The organism is Veillonella faecalis, from assembly GCF_024677885.1.
GTDB lineage: Bacteria > Bacillota > Negativicutes > Veillonellales > Veillonellaceae > Veillonella > Veillonella nakazawae.
In genome coordinates this window covers 12600-33551 of the sequence record NZ_JALBWL010000003.1, presented here as the reverse complement: position 1 = coordinate 33551, position 20952 = coordinate 12600, and the positions used below count along the sequence as shown (strand labels likewise).

The window sequence follows — 20952 nt, the reverse complement described above, 5'->3', positions numbered from 1 at the left end:
ATGACCAATAAAAATCCATATATGAATGATCAAATTGAGACTGAACTCAATATATTAGAAATTTTACGCCAAAGAAATCCTCTCGTTATTTGTATTACCAATGATGTAGTGAGGACCTTTACAGCCAATGGTTTACTCGCCATTGGCGCATCACCTGTGATGAGTGAGTGTAGTGAAGATTTGAAAGACCTCATCGTCCATGCATCGGCGCTACTCATCAATATTGGTACTCTTACACCCGACAAGGTTAGTTACTATAAAGAGGCCATAGCACTGGCGAAGAAACATGAGGTTCCTATCGTTTTAGATCCAGTGGGGTGTCATGCGGGGGCTTATCGTTTATCTGTGGTGTTAGACTTGATTAAGACTGGTGATATCTCATTAGTGCGAGGTAATCAAAGTGAAATTAAAGCTATATACGATGCTTTAATTCCTAATAATCAGGCAGATACATCCACTACCGGTAAAGGTGTAGATGGAGGACAAATCGAGGATAGTGCTGTTATCGCATATCGTCTAGCGCGCCTTATCAACTGTCCTGTTGTAGCTACTGGCGAAGAGGATTATGTTTCTGATGGAACTCGGGTGTTTGCCGTACCGCATGGTCATCCTATTATGACAGCTGTAACGGGAACAGGCTGTCTATTAGGAGCTGTATTGGCGGCTTTCTTTAGTGCTTATTATCCATGTAAAAACAGACTATCTATCGGTGAATTTCTTGCCTATGCATTGGCTTACTATGGTTTAGCCGGTGAAAGTGCAGTGCAGGTAAGTGGCGTAAAACCTGGTAGCTTTAGTGTAGCCTTTATGGATGCCTTATATTCTCTTGGTGATGCGGTGCTTAAGTCCGAGAATCGTATACGTCCTCTAGTTGTGCCGGATCAATTAGAAGTATATTTCATCAGTGGTACGCAAGATGTGGAATTGAATGAAAATCGATTACTCTCTATCGTAGAGGATGCTTGTCGAGGCGGTGTGACTTGTTTCCAATTTAGAGAAAAGGGCGTAGGTACTTTAGTGGGGCAACAGAAACTAGAGTTAGCCCAACAGTTAAAACAAATCTGTGCTAAGTACAATGTACTCTATATTATTAACGATGATGTAGACTTAGCAGTAGCTGTTAATGCTGATGGCGTTCACGTAGGGCAAGAGGATATGAGCCTAGAATCCGTTCGTAATCTTGTAGGCCATAAGGTGGTTGGCATCTCCATTCACTCCGTGGAGGAACTTCATAAGACTGATATAATCTATGCTGATTGTGTAGGTGTAGGTCCTATGTATGCTACAAGTAGTAAACCTGATGCACAAGAGCCATGTGGACCGGAGCGTGTCGCTGAACTACAAGCAGAAGGCTTGACCTTACCATGTGTTGGTATTGGGGGAATAACTTTAGACAATGCGAAGCCTATACTAGAAGCGGGAGCCTGTGGTGTTGCCATCATATCTGCTATTGCGCATGCAGATAACCCTTATGAGGCGGTACAACAGTTTAAGCATTTAGTGGATAGTACTAAATAGCGAATAGAACACAAAAAAAGACGATGACCTAAGTCATCGTCTTTTTGTTAAGGAAGTTGTTAGTACTTACTGTAAGATTATATTGTACTTACAGGTGTGTTTAATTTAAATCTGTACTTACAGGTTGTTAGTTTAGTTAGTGTCGTACTTACAGATTAGATGGATTCCACGAAACGGTGGAAGAAAGCTTGTGGGTGAGCACATACTGGGCAAACTTTAGGAGCTTTTTCACCAACGTGTACGTAACCACAGTTAGCGCAGATCCAAGCAACTGGTTCATCGTTAGTGAATACTTTGTTACCAGATACTTGAGCTGCTAATGCAAGGTAACGAGCTTCATGACGAGCTTCGATTTTACCAACTTCGCGCATTTGGTAAGCGATTTTAGCAAAGCCTTCTTTTTCAGCTTCGTCAGCGAAATCTTTGTACATTGTAGTGTGTTCGTAGTTTTCACCAGCTGCTGCATCACGAAGGTTAGCTTCGATATCGGAAGATACGTCGCCACCATGAAGAGCTTTGAACCACAATTTAGCATGAGCGGATTCGTTGTGAGCTGTTTCTTCGAAATAATCAGCGATTTCGTTCATGCCAGCTTTACGAGCTGCTGCTGCGTAGAAAGTATATTTTTGGAATGCTTGGGATTCGCCAGCGAATGCTGCTTGAAGATTTTTTTCAGTGTTAGAACCTTTTAATTCTGCCATTTTAATACTCCTTTGTACTTACGATAATTTTCAAATTTGTTACTTAACTTCTATATTCATAACCACTTGGTTGTGAATTCAAATAATAGAATACTTATTCTACAATTTTCGTGGGCGACTTCGCCTTAGTAAGAAAACTTATTCTTGGATTTAATAGACACTTGCCTAACTTTTAAAATAGTACTTACTGATTTTTGTTTTTTCGGCACTTGCCGTCTTAACAGTTTTATATACAATGGTGTATCCGTATACTTAACGAATAATCATTGTTGACTATATTGTAACATACTAAATGAGAAATGCAAGTGTTTTTGTAAAATTTATTTCGAAAATTTTCTAAATGATAAATATTATCAATGCAGTAAGAATGCGGTTTTTTAAAGCATGGATAGTATGGGATTTGTAAAAAACTGTTATTTTGATATTGAGAATGATAACTAAATGAAAAATCATTATTGATTAGTAATTAATAATCTTTTCGTTAAATGTACTAATAACTACCTATAAAATAACTACAAAAACTACTATATAAACTATAGAATTATGATATGTTTATAGAACTTTGTATTTTTTGTATAATAAGTATATAAATACTGAACATTGAAAAAGGAGGCGCTATGGCATTTGTTAGATATTACGTAGGCGATGTGGTGAAGATGAAAAAATCACATCCTTGCGGTAGTGACGAGTGGGAAGTGAAACGTATTGGCACGGATTTTCTCATCGTATGTAGCGGCTGTGGTCATCAACTGCTGATGCCGCGCCCTAAATTTGAAAAGGCTGTCAAGAAAATCGTATCTCGATTGCCAGAGAATGAATAAGGAGGGCGTATGGTACGACTCACTGATTACGTAACAAGTGGGGGCTGTGCGTGTAAGATTGGTCCTCATATATTAAATCGTGTTTTGAAAGCAGTGACACCTGTTACAAATGACCAAGTCTTAGCCGATATGACCGGTTCTGATGATGCAGGTGTATATAAAATTTCTGATGCATTGGCATTGGTTCAAACATTAGACTTTTTTACACCTATGGTTAATGATCCTGTTTTGTTTGGTAAGATTGCTGCTGCCAATGCATTAAGCGATGTGTATGCTATGGGTGGAACTCCATTGACTGCTATGAACATCGTAGGCTTCCCAGTACCTCTTGTTGAGCAAGGCATCTTAACAGACGTATTAAACGGCGCAGGCTCAATGGTAGCCGAATCTGGTGCGGCTATCGTAGGTGGTCATAGCATAGAAAATAAAGAACCTATCTTTGGCATGTCTGTGACTGGGCAAGTAAATCCCAATTGTATTTGGAAAAACAAAGGGGCCCAAGTAGGGGATGTATTGGTACTAACAAAACCTATTGGAACAGGTATCATGAACAATGCGCTGAAAGCAGATTTATTCCCTGTAGGTACAGAGCAAGCTATCGCTAGTATGAGTACTTTAAATAGAGTAGGTGCAGAGGTGGCTCATAACTTTACCGTGCATGCTTGTACTGATGTGACTGGTTTTAGCCTTATGGGGCACTCTGTAGAAATGGCTAGTGCCTCTGATGTGACAATACACATTAAGGCTTGCGACATTCCTCTCTTTGATGATGTCATCGAAGCGGCTCAAATGGGATTAGTACCAGCTGCGTCTTATGGTAACCGTAAAGCTATAACTGACGTACAAGTAGCTGAATCTTTAGACCCTGTATGGACGGATATTCTCTTTGATCCACAAACCTCAGGTGGTTTGCTGTTCTCTGTTCCATCTAATGAAGGTGAGCAACTGGTAGAGGCATTACATAAGGCTGGTATCGACTGTGCCGCTATAGTAGGTACTGTTGAAAGCTTCTCAGGGTTGGCTGTACGTGTAACAGAATGATATTAGGAAGAATATAATATAGAGGTGTATGATGAACAATACAAAGGAATTAACTGTAGATGTGCGTGGTAGCTTGTGTCCAAAGCCTGTAATTGAAACAAAGAAGGTAAGTGATGCGAATCCGAGTGCTGTTATTATTACTGTCGTAGATAATGAGGTTAGTCGCGATAATGTAGAAAAATTCGGTAAGTCCCGCGGGTATGGGGTGGATATCCGACAAGACGGTAAAGATTTCTACCTCACTATGACCCCTAATGCAAATCCAGTAGCAGATGGTAGTTGTGAACCAATGAGCTATGGCAACCGTGTCATCTTGATGACAAAGGACTATCTTGGTGAAGGTAGTGAAGAGTTAGGCCGTAACTTAATGAAAACGTTCTGGGTATGCATGGTCGAAGCAGATGTGAAGCCATCTAAGATCTATTTCATTAATAGCAGTGTGAAGATGGTAACAAATGATTCGGTTCATTTAGAAAATATTAAAAAATTAGCTGATGCAGGTGTTGAAATTGCTGCATGTGGAATTTGTCTTGATTTCTATGGAGTAAAAGAAGAGCTTGGTGTAGGCAGCATTACAAATATGTATGCTATTACAGATTCTATCTTAGGCGATAATATTATTAAACTATAATTGTCAGTGACTTTATGAGATAACTTAAAACAGGTGTGGCGCATTGGAAAACAAAAAATTGCTAGTCGTCTTTACGTCCTATTATTTTGGCGATAAAGCAGACAAGGTATTAACAGAATTAGAGGTGCCTCATCAATTGATGGCTACACCTCCTGAGCTTTACGATATGTGTGGTTTATCTGTACAAATAGATCCAAGTATTGTAGAGCAGGTTCAGACTATTTTAATAGAACATAAGATTAGTACATCTGGCCTCTTTTGGTACGAAAAAGGTGAGCTAGCTGTACCATATAAAGCCTAGACATCGTCTAGGCTTTTATGGTCTAGGCTTTTTCTTTCTATTTTATTAAAGCTTTGATTCTTATATAATTTAAAGGTTAACTATGGTACTATAGATATATGATACTTTTTATCATTATGGAGGTATATATGAGCAAGTATGAAATAGAAAATGTAAAATTAACAGCTCCTAAATTGGATCGTAAAGATTTAGAGTATGCTATGACATATCGTTATGCATGTAAAAAGTTTGATAGCACGAAGAAGATTTCTGAAGAAGATTGGAATGCTATTTTAACAGCAGCTCGCTTGGCTCCTACATCCCTTGGTTTTGAGCCTTTTGAATTGCTAGTTATCCAAAATCCAGAAATTCGAGAAAAAATGAAAGCTCATGGCTGGGGCATTCATGCAGGCCTTGAAGCAAGTCATTTTGTGGTATTTTTAACACGTAAAAAAGTGGACTTAGAGTTTGACTCCCCTTATGTACGTTACATTCAAGAAACAGTTAAGCAATTACCAGCAGAAATAGATGCAGCATATCGCGAAAAATATGCTCAATTTACTACAAGTGACTATAAAACTTTTGAATCTGAACGGGCTGCCTTTGACTGGGCATCTAAACAAACGTATATCGTTATGGCGAATATGATGACAATGGCTGCTTATGAAGGTTTAGACTCTTGCCCATTAGAAGGCTTCAATCAAGATGATATGACAGCACTCTTAGGTGATGAACTTGGCCTTTTCGATACTAAACACTTTGGCATTGCTGTAATGGCAGCCTTCGGCTACCGAGACGAAGAACCACATCGTAATAAAACGCGTCGTACAATGGATGAAATTGTAACAGTAGTTGAATAAATCGTTATAGATAAAACTAAATCGAAATTCTTCATTTAATCTTTAGAGTTGAATGCTATATTATAAATATACAAGGATTTTAAAATGTTTATAAATACTGTATTATTTAATAGGATTTATGAATGTTTTGATTAAATAGGAAGGAGTGATTGTATGTTATGGTCAATTATAGTTGGTGGTTTTATCGGGTTCCTAGCGGGGGCCATCACTAACAAAGGCGGTGCAATGGGCGTTATCGCTAACGTTGTTGCTGGTTTAATTGGCTCGTCCGTAGGTCAGTCCCTATTTGGTACATGGGGTCCTAGCTTAGCAGGGATGTCCTTAATTCCATCTGTATTAGGTGCAGTAATTGTTGTTGCTGTAGTCTCATTTTTCTTCGGAAAAAGGGGATAGTAATCAACTTTTAAAAGTAGTTTTAATATAGCTAAACGTGATTTACATGAAAGGAGTCACTATTATGGCATTAGAAGATAAATTGAACCAAGCTAAAGGTGCATTGAAAGAGAATGCTGGTAAATTAACTGGTGATAAACAATTAGAAGCAGAAGGGACTATTGAAAATACAGTGGCAAAAGTAAAAGATGTTGCTAATACTGTAGCTGAAGATATCAAAAAAACTGCAGATGATGCTAAAGATGCTGTAGAAGGTGCGATTAGTGGCCTTAAAAATGCATTAGGCGATGATGACAAATAAAAGTAAATAAAAGCTATTATGTAGCACAAAAAACCAGTAAATCGGCCGATTTACTGGTTTTTATTGTTATAAATTTAATTATACGTTGAAGCGGAAGTGTGTTACGTCGCCGTCTTTCATAACGTAGTCTTTGCCTTCTAGGCGTACGAGGCCTTTTTCTTTAGCTGCATTTTGGCTACCACAAGCTTGTAAGTCATCGAAGGATACGATTTCAGCACGAATAAAGCCTTTTTCGATATCGGAGTGGATTTTACCAGCTGCTTGAGGCGCTTTTGTGCCGTCTACAATTGTCCATGCACGAGCTTCCATTTCACCAGCTGTAAAGTAGTTGATAAGACCTAAGAGTGCATAACTTGCTTTGATAAGTTTAGTTAAGCCAGATTCTTCAAGACCAAGGTCTTCAAGGAATGCAGCGGATTCCTCTTCAGATAATTCTGCGATTTCAGACTCGATACGAGCAGAAACTACAACAATGCCAGCACCTTCGTTTTTTGCATATTCCTCTACGCGTTTTACATGTTCGTTGGAAGAGTAATCAGATACTTCATCTTCAGAAATATTAGCTACATAAAGAGATGGTTTTGCTGTCAACAATGTCAACTCTTTAATCATTTCTAATTCTTCTTCTTCAAGACCTTGCGCACGCACTGGTTTTGCTTCACCTAAACCTTCGATGATGCGTTCTAGTAATGGCAATTCAGCACGAGCGTCTTTGTCGCCAGATTTAGCGATTTTTTCGATACGTTGTTTGCGTTTTTCTACGGACTCAAGGTCAGCAAGGCAAAGTTCAGTATTGATGATTTCGATGTCGCGGATTGGATCGATAGAACCAGCAACGTGAGTAATATTAGGGTCCTCGAAGCAACGGATAACTTGAGCAATGGCGTCTACTTGACGGATGTGACTAAGGAATTTATTGCCTAAACCTTCGCCTTTGGATGCGCCTTCTACGAGGCCTGCAATATCTACGAAGCGCATAGCAGCAGGGAGGATGCGTTTGGAACCGAACATTTCAGCCAATACAGCTAAACGATTGTCTGGAACATCAACGACACCTACGTTTGGTTCGATTGTACAGAATGGATAGTTGGCAGCTTCAGCGCCTGCTTTTGTAATGGCGTTGAATAATGTACTTTTACCAACATTTGGAAGGCCTACGATGCCTACTTCTAAATTTGTGCTCATGGTACCACCTTTTATTAACTAATTGATTTCGTTCTTTGTGAAAGTTTCTGTAGAAACTCTATCAAATAAATATTATATCATATAGACGCTATAAATTTGTACTAAAAAAGTGACACCATTAGTCACATAGGTGACTAGTAGTGTCACTAAACCCCTTTACATAGAAATCGACAAATTATATATTGAGGTCGAGGCCTCTAGATGTGTCAGTTCTTGCTAATTAATCTCGAGAATTGGCGGTGATAACGATGGAGATCAAAGATGTATTATTTTTAATAATAAATTTTGGAATCTTAATCGCTACCATTATCATGGCGGCAAAATAGACTGACTATCTAGTACACCTAGCTTTCTACCGCTAGAATGAAAAAGGGCCTGACCCAGTAGAATCAAGCCGTTTCTTCAAATTTTTACCTATAGAAACAAGGCTGACGCTACTAAACATCTACGCCTCACTTCTTGTAATAGTATACCATATAAGAAGACAAAAACCCACACACTAGTGTGGGTTTTTTGTTATATATCTTATAGAGAGTGAGCTCGTAATTCTTCAGCGGAATGTGTGGAGATCCAAGCTGGTGGAATGTCGAATACTGTGTAGCAACCTGTGCCGCCGTGTTTAGCAAGACGGTAGATACCACGAGCGTAAGCAACAAGTGCAGAGCCAGTAAATTCAGGATTGGAGTCAAGTTTCAAGGAATACTCAACAACATGACGTGTGCCTTCAGTGCTTTCACCAGAGCGAAGAACGAAGCCGCCATGTGGAATGCCTTTGTGGTCGCGATCAAGTTCTTCTTGAGAAATGAAGTTTACTACAGTTTCATAACCTACGAAGTAGTTTTCCATAGTTTTGATTTCATTTTCAATTTTAGCCTTGTCCGCATCAGGAGCAGCTACTACATAGCACTCACGAAGATGACCTTTGTAGCCATCAACGTCTGGAGTTTCACCATTACGGATTGCTTCAAGGTATTGTTCTTTAGGAACAGTGTATTGACGAGCGTCAAGAACGCCATCGATACGACGGATAGCATCGGAGTGACCTTGAGAAACGCCACGACCCCAGAATGTATAAGATTTACCTTGAGGCAAGATGCTTTCAGCATATACACGTTGTAAAGAGAACATACCTGGGTCCCAACCGCAAGAAATCAATGTAGCAGTTTTAGCTTCTTTAGCTACTTTGTCTACATTAGCAAAATGCTCAGGAATACGTGCATGTGTATCGAAGGAATCGATACAGTTGAAGTATTTTGTTACCATTGGAGTTTGTTCGATAAGGTCTGTTGCGGAACCACCGCAAAGAACCATAACATCGATTTTACCTTTGAAGTTTGGTAGATCTTCCATAGTATATGTAGGAACACCAGAAACTGTTTCTAAACCTTTACGGCGAGAGAATACACCAACAAGCTCCATATCAGGTTGTAATTTTACGGATGCTTCAACGCCACGACCTAAATTGCCGTAGCCAACGATACCAATACGAATTTTGCTCATATTAGCCTCCTATATAAATTGAGAAATTTAATTATTAACACACTTATTATAGCACAAAATAAATGTATTTGATATTTTTCTATAGAATTAATTGATGATATATATAAGACCGATTGTACTCCTAATGTAGGTGTACAATCGGTCTTTTTGTCTCTATAGGTATTAGTTTTCTATAGGGGATAAACCCTATATTGAGTATCCTATTAGAATTTTAATGTTTTAATTCTTTCAACGGCACGAATTGTATTTTCACGGCTACCAAAAGCTGTTAAACGAAGGTAACCTTCGCCATGAGGGCCAAAGCCAGAGCCTGGTGTAGATACGATTTGAACTTGTTCGAGCAAGATGTCGAATAATTCCCAACTAGTCATGTTACCAGGTGTTTTTAACCAAATGTATGGAGCATCTACGCCCCCATATACAGTAAGGCCGATGGATTCAAGACCTTCTTTGATAATGCGAGCATTTTCTTTGTAGTATGCAATGTTAGCACGAGTTTGCTCACGGCCTTCTTTAGTGTATACTGCTTCAGCACCGCGTTGAATGATATAAGGCACACCGTTGAATTTAGTGCATTGGCGACGGTTCCACATAGGGTTTAGTGGTTGGCGGTCACCGGATTTAGTTTTGCCGGTTACTTCTTTAGGCACTACAGCATAAGCACAACGTGTACCTGTGAAACCAGCAGTTTTGGAGAAGGAACGGAATTCGATAGCTACTTCGCGAGCGCCTTCGATTTCATAGATGGATTTTACAGTGTCTTCTGTGCTGATGAAAGCTTCGTAAGCGGAGTCGAACATCAAAATCGCATCATTATCTTTACACCATTTAATCCATTCTGCTAAACGAGCACGGCTCAAAACAGTACCTGTTGGATTGTTAGGGGAGCAAAGATATACGATATCTACTCTTTCAGAAGGGAATTCTGGAGAGAAGTTGTTTTCAGCGTAAGTAGGAAGGTAGACAACCTTTTGGAAGATGCCATCTACCGCTTCGCCAGTACGACCACCCATAACGTTAGAGTCTAAGTATACAGGGTACACTGGATCAGTAATAGCAATGATATTGTCTTCGCTGAATAATTCTTGGATATTACCCACGTCAGATTTGGCACCATCGGAAACGAATACCTCGTCAATCGCAATGTCTACACCCAATGGTTTGTAGTCGCCATCAACAATAGCTTGACGTAAGAAGTCATAACCTTGCTCAGGGCCATAACCACGGAATGTTTCAGCTTTGCCCATTTCTTGGACAGCCTTGCTCATAGCATCGATAATTGCTGGAACAAGTGGTAATGTAACATCGCCGATACCAAGACGAATGATATCTGCATCTGGATGCGCTGCTTGGTAATCTGCAACCTTTTTAGCAATATTTGCAAATAAATAAGAACCTTGTAGGTTTAAATAGTTTTCATTAATATTAGCCATGATGACTCCTTTTTATAATCAGATTTCTCTATATATAGTAAATTATATAGAATAATGACGCAAGGATTTTCTATAGAATTTCTAATTTATATAAATATTGTTTTAGTTTATCACTATACTATATAGTATTAACATTGTTTTTGATATAATTTAAATACATACATATTATAGTGCGATTTTACATGAAAGTGGTGTCTTTATGCTGACGATTAGCAATAAAGGATGGCTTTTTACTTCTATATTAAGTGCATTGATGGCGTTTACGTCATTGTCGACGGATATTTATTTACCTGCCATGCCTGAGATGGGACGAGATCTTAATGGTGATGCGGAGTTAACGTTGACTGGTTTCTTAATAGGTTTTGCGCTAGCCCAACTTTTCTGGGGCGCCGTTAGCGATAAAATTGGACGTAAGAAGCCACTGATTATGGGGGTAGTTTTATTTATCATTGGTTCTGTGGGCTGTGCATTGAGTTCATCCATGATGGAATTGCTGGCTTGGCGCGTGTTCCAAGCATTTGGTGCTTGCGTAGGTCCTATGTTATCACGGGCTATGATTCGCGACTTATATGGGCGAACTGAAGCTGCTAAAATGTTATCTACCTTAGCTATTGTTATGGCCATAGCGCCTATTGCAGGGCCGATGCTAGCAGGGCATTTACTTGTATGGTATACATGGCATGCCATATTCTGGCTATTGGTCGCTATCGGTATTCTGATGCTCGTTGCCGTATTAGTACTTCCAGAAACACATCCGTTAGAGAAGCGTAGTAAAAAGTCGATAGGTCATACCTATAATAATTATTGGATTTTATTACGTAACAAAGGTTTTATGAAATATACGCTATGTGTTAGCTCTTTTTATATTGCTATCTATGCGTTCCTAACGGGCTCTCCTTATGTATATATTGATGTTTATGGAGTACCAAAGGAATACTTTGGATATCTCTTTTCTGTCAATATTATTGGCGTAATGTTACTAAGTGCTATTAATCGTCGTATTGTAAGCGCTATACGACTCGATAGATTGTTGCGATATGCCACATTATTTGCTGCCATTTGTGTATCTGTTGTAATGGGCTTAATAATTGTGGGCTACCATTCACTGTGGTTAATCGTTATTGGTTGTTTCTTATTCTTCTCCATGAATGGTATCATTGCAGCTGTAACAAATGCCTTAGCATTAGATAGAGCTGGCAGGATGGCTGGCTCTGGGGCGGCACTACTAGGGGCTATGCAATATGGTAGTGGTATTGTATCATCGTTGATACTTACCTTCTTACCAAACGATACGGCAGATCCTATGATGGGGGTCATTACATTATTTGTTATTATCTGCGCTATTATCGCTTTTCCTGAGGATGAAAAATATAATCGTATATAATATTGGTGAAAGCAAGGGTTTAAATTTGAACTCTTGCTTTCATTCTTTTTTTAGGTTATAATAGTAAGGCTTATTGATGGTAAGCACTTCCTACCCCTATGTGTCGATAGGGGCATTAGTCCGAAAGAGGAGGTGATTTTGTATGAACAAATACGAAGTCATGTTTATTGTGAAACCAGCTGAAGAGGAAGCAACTAACGCTGTTATTGAAAAAGTAGAAGCTTTAATTGCTCGTGTAGGCGGCACAGTAGAAAAGGTAGATCGTTGGGGCAAGCGTCGTCTTGCTTACGCTGTGAAGAAATTCACTGACGGTTTCTATGTATTGATCAACTTTGAAGCAGCTCCGGCTGAAATCAAAGAAATCGATCGTGTATTGAAAATCAACGATGAAGTCCTAAGACATCTAATTGTAAAACACGAAGCATAATTAAAGCCTGGAGGAAAACATGAACTCTGTACAAATTCTAGGTAATTTAGCTCGTGATCCTGAAGTACGCTATACCAAAACTGGTCGTGCGGTAGCAACTTTCACAGTAGCTGCAACAAACACCTATATTGATTCCACAACAAATGAGACGAAAGAACAAACTGCTTTCATCAACTGTGTTGCATGGGGTAAACTTGGTGAAGCGGCAGGCAATCTTCGTAAAGGCAGTCGTTGCTTCGTAGAAGGTCGTTTGCAAACTCGTTCTTACGAGACTCAGGACGGTCAAAAACGGTACGTTACTGAAGTGGTAGCGAACTTTGTGGGCCAATCCCTTGATATGAATACTAATTCTTTCGAAGGTGGGTCCAATTTTGATAGTTTCAGTACAGGCGGCGATGACGAAAACATCCCGTTCTAGTGTCAGGGACTCCTACTAATTCGAAAAGGAGGATTCGCAATGAGAAGAGATAGAGGCAGAAAGCCAAGAAGAAAAGTATGCGTTTTCTGTGCAGACCATATCGATCAAATCGACTATAAAGACGTTGCTAAACTTCGTCGTTTTACGACTGAACGCGGCAAAATCTTACCTCGTCGTATTTCCGGTACTTGCGCAAAACATCAACGCAAATTGACTACATCTATCAAACGTGCACGTGCAATCGCTTTATTGCCATTCACTGCTGAATAATTGATGAATCAAGGCGGTACAACCATTTGGTTGTACCGCCTTTTTGCTATGTAAGAAGAGGAGCTATCCGTTGGATAGCTCCTCTTTGTTATACAGCTCTATATTTTTTAGGTGATTCACCTTTTTCAGCGGCTTCTTTATCAGCGCGCCATTTGCGTTCGAAATATTTATGATACTCTACAGGAACGTCATCAGGTGTTAAGCTTTCATAAAAGCTAGTGGTTCCCTTTGCCTGAGCTTGTTCATAAAACCATGTTTTAAATTCTAGCATGGACAAGCGTGCTTGTAGGCTTTCGATTTCTACTAATACGCGATCTCGTTGATTTTTGATAATAGATAATCTTTCATTAATGCGACTATCACCTTCGACGCAGTAGTCGATAAAATGTTTGATTTCTTTAATAGGCATACCGGTATGCTTCATGCATTCAATCAATTCTAACCAATCCATATCTGTGTCATGGAATACACGGATACCACCAGCAGAACGTTCTACGAAGGGCAATAGACCTTCTTTATCATAGTAACGCAATGTAGAAGGTGCCACATTTAGTTTTTTTGCGATTTCGCCAACAGTATATGTCATAGGACCTCCTTTTGGGTTTATATTAAATTTTAGGTTTTCGCTTGACTTAAACCTAACGTTAAGTTTTATACTTGTTACATGCTGGACATACAGTATAGCACGGTTAGTAATACAATACGAATTTTAGTATTGTTTACATCTTATGATATCTAATGAAAGGTAAAGATATGAATTTAATTGATATAAAATCTCCAGTCGATTTAAAAGGCTTATCCCTTGCTGAATTAACAGATTTAACGGCGCAAGCTCGTCAAGCTCTTATGACAAAGGTATCTGAACATGGCGGTCATGTTGGGCCTCCTATGGGGGCAGCTGAAATGATTATGGCTTTGCACTATGTATTTAACTCTCCTGTAGATAAGATTGTATATGACGTATCTCATCAGTCCTATGTACATAAGATGGTTACCGGTCGCGCGTTGGCGTTCTTAGATCATGATCATTATGATGATGTAACAGGTTATACAGATCCTACTGAAAGTGAGCATGATTTCTTTAACATTGGGCATACCTCTACATCGATCTCCTTAGCATCTGGTTTAGCTACTGCTCGTAATTTAAAAGGGGACTCTGAAAATATTATCGCTATTATTGGCGATGGTTCTTTGTCTGGCGGTGAAGCCTTTGAAGGTCTTGATTATGCAGCCACATTAGACAGTAATATGATTATTATCGTCAATGATAATGACCAATCTATTGCGGAAAATCATGGTGGTTTATACCGTGGTCTTCGAGAATTACGTGAAACTAATGGTGAAAGTTCCACCAATATTTTCACAGCTCTTGGTTTAGACTATCGTTTTGTTGCAAACGGTAATGATTTAGAAACATTAATTGATGTGTTTAAGGATGTAAAAGATATTGATCACCCAATTGTGTTACATATTGTTACTCAAAAAGGTAAGGGCTATACCATTGCAGAGCAAAATAAAGAAAAGTTCCACTGGACAATGCCATTTGACTTAGAAACAGGTAAGCTAAAAGCGAAAGATAATGGTCCAACGTATGTTGGTACGATTGCGAACTACTTGATGGAGCAAATCAAAGTAGATCCAACAGTGGTAGCTATTATTGCAGGTACACCAGGTGGCCTCGGATTTAATTCTGAAAGGCGCAAAGCGGCAGGCAAACAATATATTGACGTAGGTATTGCAGAAGAGCATGCTATTGCCATGAGCTCTGGTATTGCTAAAAATGGTGGTAAACCCGTATTTAATGTGTATAGTACATTCTTACAACGTACCTATGACCAATTAGTACAAGATCTTTGCGTCAATAATAATAGTGCCGTTATTATGAATCACCAGGCCTCTGTATATGGCATGAACGATGTCACGCATTTGGGGTTCTTTGATATACCTATGCTTACAAGCATTCCTAATTTGGTATACTTAGCACCTACCAATAATGAAGAGTTGTTGGCTATGACTGAGTATGCCGTGCATCAACATGAGCATCCGGTAGCAATTCGTGTTCCTGTAGGTAAGTTTATATCTACTGGTGTGGCTGATACGACGGATTATAGCGTGTTAAATAAATTCGAAGTGACACGTGAAGGTAAAGATATTGTATTGCTCGGTTTGGGTAATTTCTACCACTTAGCTAATGAAGTAGCAGATGAATTATTGAAAGAGGGCATCAGTGCAACTGTTGTAAACCCTAAATTTGCTTCGGGTATAGATGAAGAATTACTTGAATCTTTGAAGGCAAATCATTCTGTTGTATTTACTTTAGAAGATGGTGTAGTTGAAGGCGGTTGGGGCCAACGTGTAGCTAGTTTCTATGGGCCATCTAATATGCGCGTTAAAAACTATGGTATTGCTAAAGAGTTCCACGATCGTTATGATGCAACTGAACTGTTAAGAGAAAATGGAGTTTCTTTAGAACAGATTGTGGCTGATGCCAAACAAATTTTATCCATTTAGCTTGATAAAATATTAAATAAATAATTCTCTCTATAAATGCAGTAGGAATCTAGTGAATTTCCGATTTCTACTGCATTATTTTAATGTTATATTTTATAAAAATATAAAAAATGTTAAAAGATTATAGATTTTTTTCGAATAGGACTATAAAAATTAGATGAAGTATTATATAATATTATCTACAGTATGTATTACAGTAGAACAAGTTTGTTGTTAATGTACAAAAATATCACAGTATTATATAAGTAAGTATTAATGAAAAGGGAGATTCTAAGACGTTGAAAAAAGTATTAACCTTAACATTAGCCGTGGCCATCGTCGCCGGTGGCTATATGTCTGAGGCTAATGGGGCGGGAGAACAGCCTTCTAAGCAGGCACCGTCTATATCTGAGATAAATATATATACGCCTAAAGAACTCAATGCACGTCAAAAAGACTTAGTTGATATCGGTCGCTATACAGCGTCCGGTGATCAAGGTGCGTTGAAAAGTACAATCGCTTCTGCTATTGAGCGAGGTACGTTGACACCGCAAGAGGTGAGTATTGCGATACGTCAACTTTACTCTGCTGCTGGATTGAAGCAAATGAATGCAGCATTAGCTACATTTGATCAATTACGTGAAGAGCGCCCTGAGTTTGGTGCTGATTACGAAAAAATGGTTCCAAAGCAAACAGGACTTAGTGCTTTATTGGGGAATGGCACTAATGGGGCTGCTTTAACAAAGCAGAAGCCTGAGGACGCTAAGGAAGCGGTTCAATATAATACGTTCCGTATGAAGAAGCCGAAACCGCAAAATCGCAATCGTTCTCGCCTAGGTAAATTGGACCGTGAATTGGTCGCTGCCGCAGCTTTAGGTACGCGTGTAGGTAAAAATAATCTATTCGCTGCATCTGAAAAGAGTTTATCTGAGCTTGGCCTCAGCAAATATCAAATTGAAAATCTTGAAACTTTGATTTTCTAATACCATCTAGACCTACTTCTTCGGAGGTAGGTCTTTTTATGTTCTAAATCATATGTAGAAAAGGGAAATATAATTGACGTTTAACGCCCCCTTTTCTATAATTAATAAGATAGGTATATGACCTGTAATAATAGATATAATTAATAATTAATATAGATGTAAGGAGAAAGTATGCGCCTTCGTAGAAAACCGTGGATTGATGAAGCTATCCACGAATATGACTCTCATATTATTTTATCTGGTCAAGATCAGTATAAGGGTAAATGGCGTGAGTTGTTTGTACATCCTGAACGACCATTATATATGGAGCTTGGTACAGGTAAGGGACGCTTTATTGCGGGTATGTCCGAAGCGTATCCAGATGCTAACTTCGTAGGATTTGAAGTGCAAATTGGGGTAATTTATTACGCAGCACAAAAAATCTTTGAAGCAGAACGAGATAATGCTAAGGTATCTCTCTTTGATATCGCTGGTATTGAAGAGATTGTTGCGCCAGGTGAAGTAGATCGCTTCTATATCAACTTCTGTGATCCATGGCCTAAGGCAAAACATGCTAAGCGTCGCCTCACATATCATACATTCCTCGACCGTTATGCTCGTCTTTTAAAAGATGGTGGTGAGGTTCACTTTAAAACTGATAACGAAGGTTTGTTTATGTTCTCTCTTGAAGAATTCAAAGAATGTGGATGGGAACTTAAAAATGTAACCTATGATTTACATAGTACAGACCTTCCAAATGTAAAAACTGAGTATGAAGAAAAGTTTAGTGCTAAAGGGCAACCTATTTTTCGCTTAGAAGCAATTAAGCCAAAAGTACAAAAGGAGGCTTAACATGGAAACACCGAATAAGGGGGATAGTCGGTGGGGCTCACTCTTTAAAAATGATTTACAAGGTATGCTCTTACCTATATTGCTCATCACGATTATAGGTAGTGTGAATATCTTCAGTGCCACCTATATTAGCTCTATTTACGAAAATACAGGGCTTTTAGGGTACTTTTCAAAACATATAGGTTTCCTATTTCTTTCAATGGCAATAGGTGTTATTTTATATCGGTATGATTATAGACAACTACAAAAGCCACATATGTTGCAACGCATAATGATTGCAACCCTAATAGGCATGGTGTTAGTCCTCGTTGCAGGCTCGGTTATTAATGGTGCACGTCGGTGGATCGTTATCGGTCCCGTATCGATACAGCCGTCAGAATTTGCCAAGTTAGCTGCCATAATATGGACATCCGCTAAATTGAGTACCATGAGAAAATGGGGTAAATCAAGATATAATAATCCACTCACAAACTTACAAGGTTATGTGAGTGAACGCGTAGGTTATATGTTGCCAATGTTAGTTTGGCCTATCATCTTTGCAGTGTTAACGATCTTGCAGCCAGATATGGGGACAACTGTGCTAATCTTCGGGTTCTCCTTCATATTAATTTATTTAGCAGGTTTTGATGGCCGATTCTTTGGTGGTGCTTTTGCTGTAGCTGGTGTGATAGGCTTTATTGCGGCTCGTATGTCACCGTATCGTTGGGAACGGATTCAGTCTTGGTTCGACCCTTGGCCTCATGCTCAAGATATGGGCTATCAAACGGTGCAAGGTCTTTTGGCCGTAGGTTCTGGCGGTATTCTTGGGGAAGGCTTTATGCAAGGTACATCTAAGTACTTTTACTTGCCAGAAGCACATACAGACTTTGCATTCGCCGTGTGGGCTCAAGAAATGGGCTTTATCGGAGCTGTCTTTGTAGTTCTTCTGGTGGCAGCCTTTACATTCTTTGGATTCCGCATTGCTAATCGATCTCGCGATGAATTTGGCAAATGGTTAGCGATGGGTATAACCTTGCTCATCAGTGGACAAGCATTATTTAACATTGCCATGGTTTGTGGCATTATGCCTGTAACAGGTGTACCTTTGCCATTTATTAGTTATGGTGGTTCCTCATTGCTGATGAACTTTATGGCTATAGGCTTGTTAGCTAGCGTTGGTCGTCGCAATGTAGAAGGTGTAAAACAAGTTGGTACTGCTGAGGCTTTGCCATCTTTACGTGAGGAAACGCAAAGCCGATTCAAACCGGCTGCTCCGAAGAGTCATCAAAAAACGGAAATGCCTGGTCCATTTAGACCGAGAGAGACTAAAAAGCCTACTCGTAGACGACCTAGGTCTGAACGTTGATATTTAACTTATGTAGTATAAGGTGAATATATTTAGTGTGGATTTATATAGCATCTCTTAAGAGGTGCTATATAAATACAACGTACTTGTATTGTTTGTGAGGAGAAAAAATGAAGGATTATATTGATATCCAAGAACGCCCGTCCTGGGGTCGAATGTTGCCACTTAGTTTCCAACATTTATTTGCTATGTTTGGTTCTACTGTATTGGTACCATATTTGTTAAAAGTAGATCCGGCAACAGCTTTATTTATGAATGGTATCGGTACATTACTGTATCTATTTGTTTGTAAAGGTAAAATCCCTGCATACCTCGGATCTAGCTTTGCTTTCATTGCTCCTGTAGCAGGCGTATTATCTGCAGGTCTCGGTTATGAGGCCGCAAAGGGGGCCTTCGTTGTATTTGGTTTATCCTTTGTGATTTTATCTATTCTCGTTCGTTATATTGGTACTCGTTGGATCGATAAGTTATTCCCTCCAGCAGCGATGGGGGCTATCGTAGCTATTATCGGATTGGAATTAGCGCCAGTAGCGATGAGTATGTCTGGCCTTATTGGTAATCAAGATTTAGGCATGAGCCACAGCCAAGCTATTTTTATCTCTATGTTTTCCTTAGTTGTTACCTTGCTTGGTACTGTTGTGTTCCGTGGCTTCTTAGCTGTAATCCCTGTTTTGATTGGCGTTGTTTCCGGCTATATCTTGTCTGCCTTCATGGGCGTTGTTGATTTCTCTGGCGTAGAGGCTGCACCTTGGTTCTCCTTACCGCAGTTCTATGGCATGCCTGTATTTGATATCAATGCCATTATTATGATTATGCCAGCACTCTTTGTAGTATTTGCTGAGCACGTAGGTCACTTAGTTGTAACGAGCAACATTGTATCAAAAGACTTGATGAAAGAACCAGGTTTACAACGTTCTTTGCTAGGTGATGGCCTTGCGAACATCCTTTCTGGTTTCTTTGGGGCTACACCAAATACGACATACGGTGAAAATATCGGTGTCCTCGCTATCACTCGTTGCTTTAGCGTGTGGGTAATTGGCGGTGCGGCCGTTCTTGCTATGATTATCTCCTTTGTAGGTAAAGTAGCAGCTCTGATTCATGCTATTCCAGTACCAGTTATGGGTGGTGTATCTATTCTCTTGTTCGGTATCATTGCAGCATCCGGTTTGCGCATGCTTGTAGAACGCAAGGTAGATTATACAAATCCTGTTAATATGATCTTAACATCCGTTATCCTTGTTGTAGGTCTTAGCGGTGCAGAGCTTGCTGTAGGTCCTGTTGTATTGAAAGGTATGGGTCTTGCTACTGTAGTAGGCATGGCAATGAGTATCCTCTTATTAATCCTTCAAAAAACAGGCGTTGGTAATGACCAATTGAAAAAAACAGAAGTATAATTCAAGTTGCTGTGAGGCTACCATATAAATCATTGCGTTTATAAGCCCAATTTGTTTTTTACTCCTTATAATAAACGACTACTAGATCAGATGTATATCTGTGAAAGTAGTCGTTTTTAGTTTAGGAAAAACTATGAAAATTATTATGGGATAGAAGTGGAGAGATAAAAAGCTATAAGCGTTGCTTACATTTATTAAAAAGACTTGACATAATTCGTTTACAATAGTAAACTTACATTAAACACATTTGTTTACACTTGTAAACGAAGAGGAGGAAAGGAAAATGAGCACAAGAGAACTTAATACTTATATCACAGATGCTGAGTGGGAAGTCATGCGTGTAGTTTGGGCAAATGATCGAGTAACTAGTAAAAAAGTCATTTCCGTATTGCAAGAAAAAATGGGCTGGACACAATCCACTATCAAAACGATCTTAGGTCGATTAGTTGGAAAAGGCGTACTAAATACAGAGCAAGAAGGTAGAAATTTTATTTACACTGCCAATATTGAAGAGAAAGAAGCTGTAAGGGATTATGTAGAAGATATTTTTAACCGTATTTGCAATAAGAAAGTCGGAAGTGTAATAGGAAGCATCATTGAAGATCATGTTTTAAGCTTCGATGATATAGATCGACTAGAAAAAATATTAGAGATGAAAAAATCTTTCGCAGTAGAAGAAGTGGATTGCAATTGTCCAGAAGGACAATGCGAATGTCATTTACATCATCATTAAGCATAAGGAGGAA

23 protein-coding genes are annotated in these 20952 nt (G+C 39.1%); 18 read left to right on the top strand and 5 right to left on the bottom strand.

What is annotated here, in order from left to right; translation table 11 throughout:
* Positions 1–1518 carry a hydroxyethylthiazole kinase gene (gene thiM, locus MOQ65_RS06850; protein WP_257847058.1) on the top strand — a complete coding sequence of 506 codons (1518 nt, stop codon included), beginning with the start codon at positions 1–3 and terminating at the stop codon, positions 1516–1518.
* 155 nt (positions 1519–1673) lie between these two features.
* Here thiM and rbr read toward each other — a convergent pair whose 3' ends face one another.
* A complete protein-coding gene (gene rbr, locus MOQ65_RS06845; protein WP_257847056.1) occupies positions 1674–2219 on the bottom strand; it encodes a rubrerythrin in 546 nt (181 codons plus the stop codon).
* 617 nt (positions 2220–2836) lie between these two features.
* Here rbr and MOQ65_RS06840 point away from each other — a divergent pair.
* The 7 genes from MOQ65_RS06840 to MOQ65_RS06810 all read left to right on the top strand — a co-directional run bounded on the left by MOQ65_RS06840 (position 2837) and on the right by MOQ65_RS06810 (position 6546).
* Positions 2837–3040 carry a DUF951 domain-containing protein gene (locus tag MOQ65_RS06840; RefSeq protein ID WP_105094687.1) on the top strand — a complete coding sequence of 68 codons (204 nt, stop codon included), beginning with the start codon at positions 2837–2839 and terminating at the stop codon, positions 3038–3040.
* A 9-nt stretch (positions 3041–3049) separates the two neighbouring features.
* Positions 3050–4081, top strand: coding sequence for a selenide, water dikinase SelD (gene selD, locus MOQ65_RS06835; RefSeq protein WP_257847053.1), 1032 nt, complete (start codon positions 3050–3052; stop codon positions 4079–4081).
* A gap of 31 nt (positions 4082–4112) precedes the next feature.
* Positions 4113–4712, top strand: a complete 600-nt coding sequence (gene yedF, locus MOQ65_RS06830; RefSeq protein ID WP_257847052.1) for a sulfurtransferase-like selenium metabolism protein YedF — start codon at positions 4113–4115, stop codon at positions 4710–4712.
* Between the two features lie 43 nt (positions 4713–4755).
* Positions 4756–5013, top strand: a complete 258-nt coding sequence (locus tag MOQ65_RS06825) for a putative Se/S carrier protein (protein WP_257847050.1) — start codon at positions 4756–4758, stop codon at positions 5011–5013.
* A 128-nt stretch (positions 5014–5141) separates the two neighbouring features.
* Positions 5142–5852 carry an NAD(P)H-dependent oxidoreductase gene (locus MOQ65_RS06820; protein ID WP_257847049.1) on the top strand — a complete coding sequence of 237 codons (711 nt, stop codon included), beginning with the start codon at positions 5142–5144 and terminating at the stop codon, positions 5850–5852.
* A gap of 153 nt (positions 5853–6005) precedes the next feature.
* A complete protein-coding gene (locus tag MOQ65_RS06815; RefSeq protein WP_257847048.1) occupies positions 6006–6245 on the top strand; it encodes a GlsB/YeaQ/YmgE family stress response membrane protein in 240 nt (79 codons plus the stop codon).
* 64 nt (positions 6246–6309) lie between these two features.
* Positions 6310–6546 (top strand): CsbD family protein, encoded by a 237-nt coding sequence (locus tag MOQ65_RS06810; protein WP_257847046.1) that lies wholly within the window; start codon positions 6310–6312, stop codon positions 6544–6546.
* A gap of 78 nt (positions 6547–6624) precedes the next feature.
* Here the strand turns inward: MOQ65_RS06810 and ychF are convergent, their stop codons facing one another.
* From ychF to MOQ65_RS06795, 3 genes are all read right to left on the bottom strand, one after another.
* Positions 6625–7731, bottom strand: a complete 1107-nt coding sequence (gene ychF, locus MOQ65_RS06805) for a redox-regulated ATPase YchF (RefSeq protein WP_257847045.1) — start codon at positions 7729–7731, stop codon at positions 6625–6627.
* Between the two features lie 525 nt (positions 7732–8256).
* A complete protein-coding gene (locus tag MOQ65_RS06800; protein ID WP_257847044.1) occupies positions 8257–9231 on the bottom strand; it encodes a diaminopimelate dehydrogenase in 975 nt (324 codons plus the stop codon).
* 203 nt (positions 9232–9434) lie between these two features.
* A complete protein-coding gene (locus tag MOQ65_RS06795) occupies positions 9435–10664 on the bottom strand; it encodes an LL-diaminopimelate aminotransferase (RefSeq protein WP_257847043.1) in 1230 nt (409 codons plus the stop codon).
* Between the two features lie 199 nt (positions 10665–10863).
* On the opposite strand from MOQ65_RS06795, the gene MOQ65_RS06790 reads away from it, so the two are divergent.
* From MOQ65_RS06790 to rpsR, 4 genes are all read left to right on the top strand, one after another.
* On the top strand, positions 10864–12048 hold the full coding sequence (locus MOQ65_RS06790) for a multidrug effflux MFS transporter (RefSeq protein ID WP_257847042.1): 1185 nt from the start codon (positions 10864–10866) through the stop codon (positions 12046–12048).
* Positions 12049–12190: 142 nt separating this feature from the next.
* Positions 12191–12475, top strand: coding sequence for a 30S ribosomal protein S6 (gene rpsF / locus MOQ65_RS06785; protein WP_004693799.1), 285 nt, complete (start codon positions 12191–12193; stop codon positions 12473–12475).
* 19 nt (positions 12476–12494) lie between these two features.
* Positions 12495–12893 carry a single-stranded DNA-binding protein gene (locus MOQ65_RS06780; protein WP_004693797.1) on the top strand — a complete coding sequence of 133 codons (399 nt, stop codon included), beginning with the start codon at positions 12495–12497 and terminating at the stop codon, positions 12891–12893.
* Between the two features lie 39 nt (positions 12894–12932).
* The gene (gene rpsR, locus MOQ65_RS06775) at positions 12933–13163 is read left to right on the top strand and encodes a 30S ribosomal protein S18 (RefSeq protein ID WP_004693795.1); all 231 of its coding nucleotides are present in this window, start codon (positions 12933–12935) and stop codon (positions 13161–13163) included.
* Between the two features lie 88 nt (positions 13164–13251).
* Here the strand turns inward: rpsR and MOQ65_RS06770 are convergent, their stop codons facing one another.
* Positions 13252–13749 (bottom strand): MerR family transcriptional regulator, encoded by a 498-nt coding sequence (locus MOQ65_RS06770; protein ID WP_257847037.1) that lies wholly within the window; start codon positions 13747–13749, stop codon positions 13252–13254.
* 167 nt (positions 13750–13916) lie between these two features.
* Here MOQ65_RS06770 and MOQ65_RS06765 point away from each other — a divergent pair, with 167 nt between their 5' ends.
* The 6 genes from MOQ65_RS06765 (at position 13917) to MOQ65_RS06740 (ending at position 20939) form a co-directional block, all read left to right on the top strand.
* Complete coding sequence (locus tag MOQ65_RS06765) at positions 13917–15674, top strand: 1-deoxy-D-xylulose-5-phosphate synthase (protein ID WP_257847036.1); 1758 nt, start codon at positions 13917–13919, stop codon at positions 15672–15674.
* 278 nt (positions 15675–15952) lie between these two features.
* Positions 15953–16636, top strand: coding sequence for a carboxymuconolactone decarboxylase family protein (locus MOQ65_RS06760; protein ID WP_213467662.1), 684 nt, complete (start codon positions 15953–15955; stop codon positions 16634–16636).
* Positions 16637–16807: 171 nt separating this feature from the next.
* Positions 16808–17467: a tRNA (guanosine(46)-N7)-methyltransferase TrmB gene (trmB, locus tag MOQ65_RS06755; RefSeq protein WP_257847035.1), complete on the top strand. Its 660-nt coding sequence runs from the start codon at positions 16808–16810 to the stop codon at positions 17465–17467.
* A 1-nt stretch (position 17468) separates the two neighbouring features.
* Positions 17469–18812: an FtsW/RodA/SpoVE family cell cycle protein gene (locus MOQ65_RS06750; RefSeq protein WP_257847034.1), complete on the top strand. Its 1344-nt coding sequence runs from the start codon at positions 17469–17471 to the stop codon at positions 18810–18812.
* A 110-nt stretch (positions 18813–18922) separates the two neighbouring features.
* Positions 18923–20206, top strand: coding sequence for a uracil permease (gene uraA / locus MOQ65_RS06745; RefSeq protein WP_257847033.1), 1284 nt, complete (start codon positions 18923–18925; stop codon positions 20204–20206).
* Positions 20207–20489: 283 nt separating this feature from the next.
* Entirely contained in the window at positions 20490–20939 is a 450-nt protein-coding gene (locus tag MOQ65_RS06740; protein ID WP_257847032.1) for a CopY/TcrY family copper transport repressor, read from the top strand.
* Positions 20940–20952: the final 13 nt, after the last annotated feature.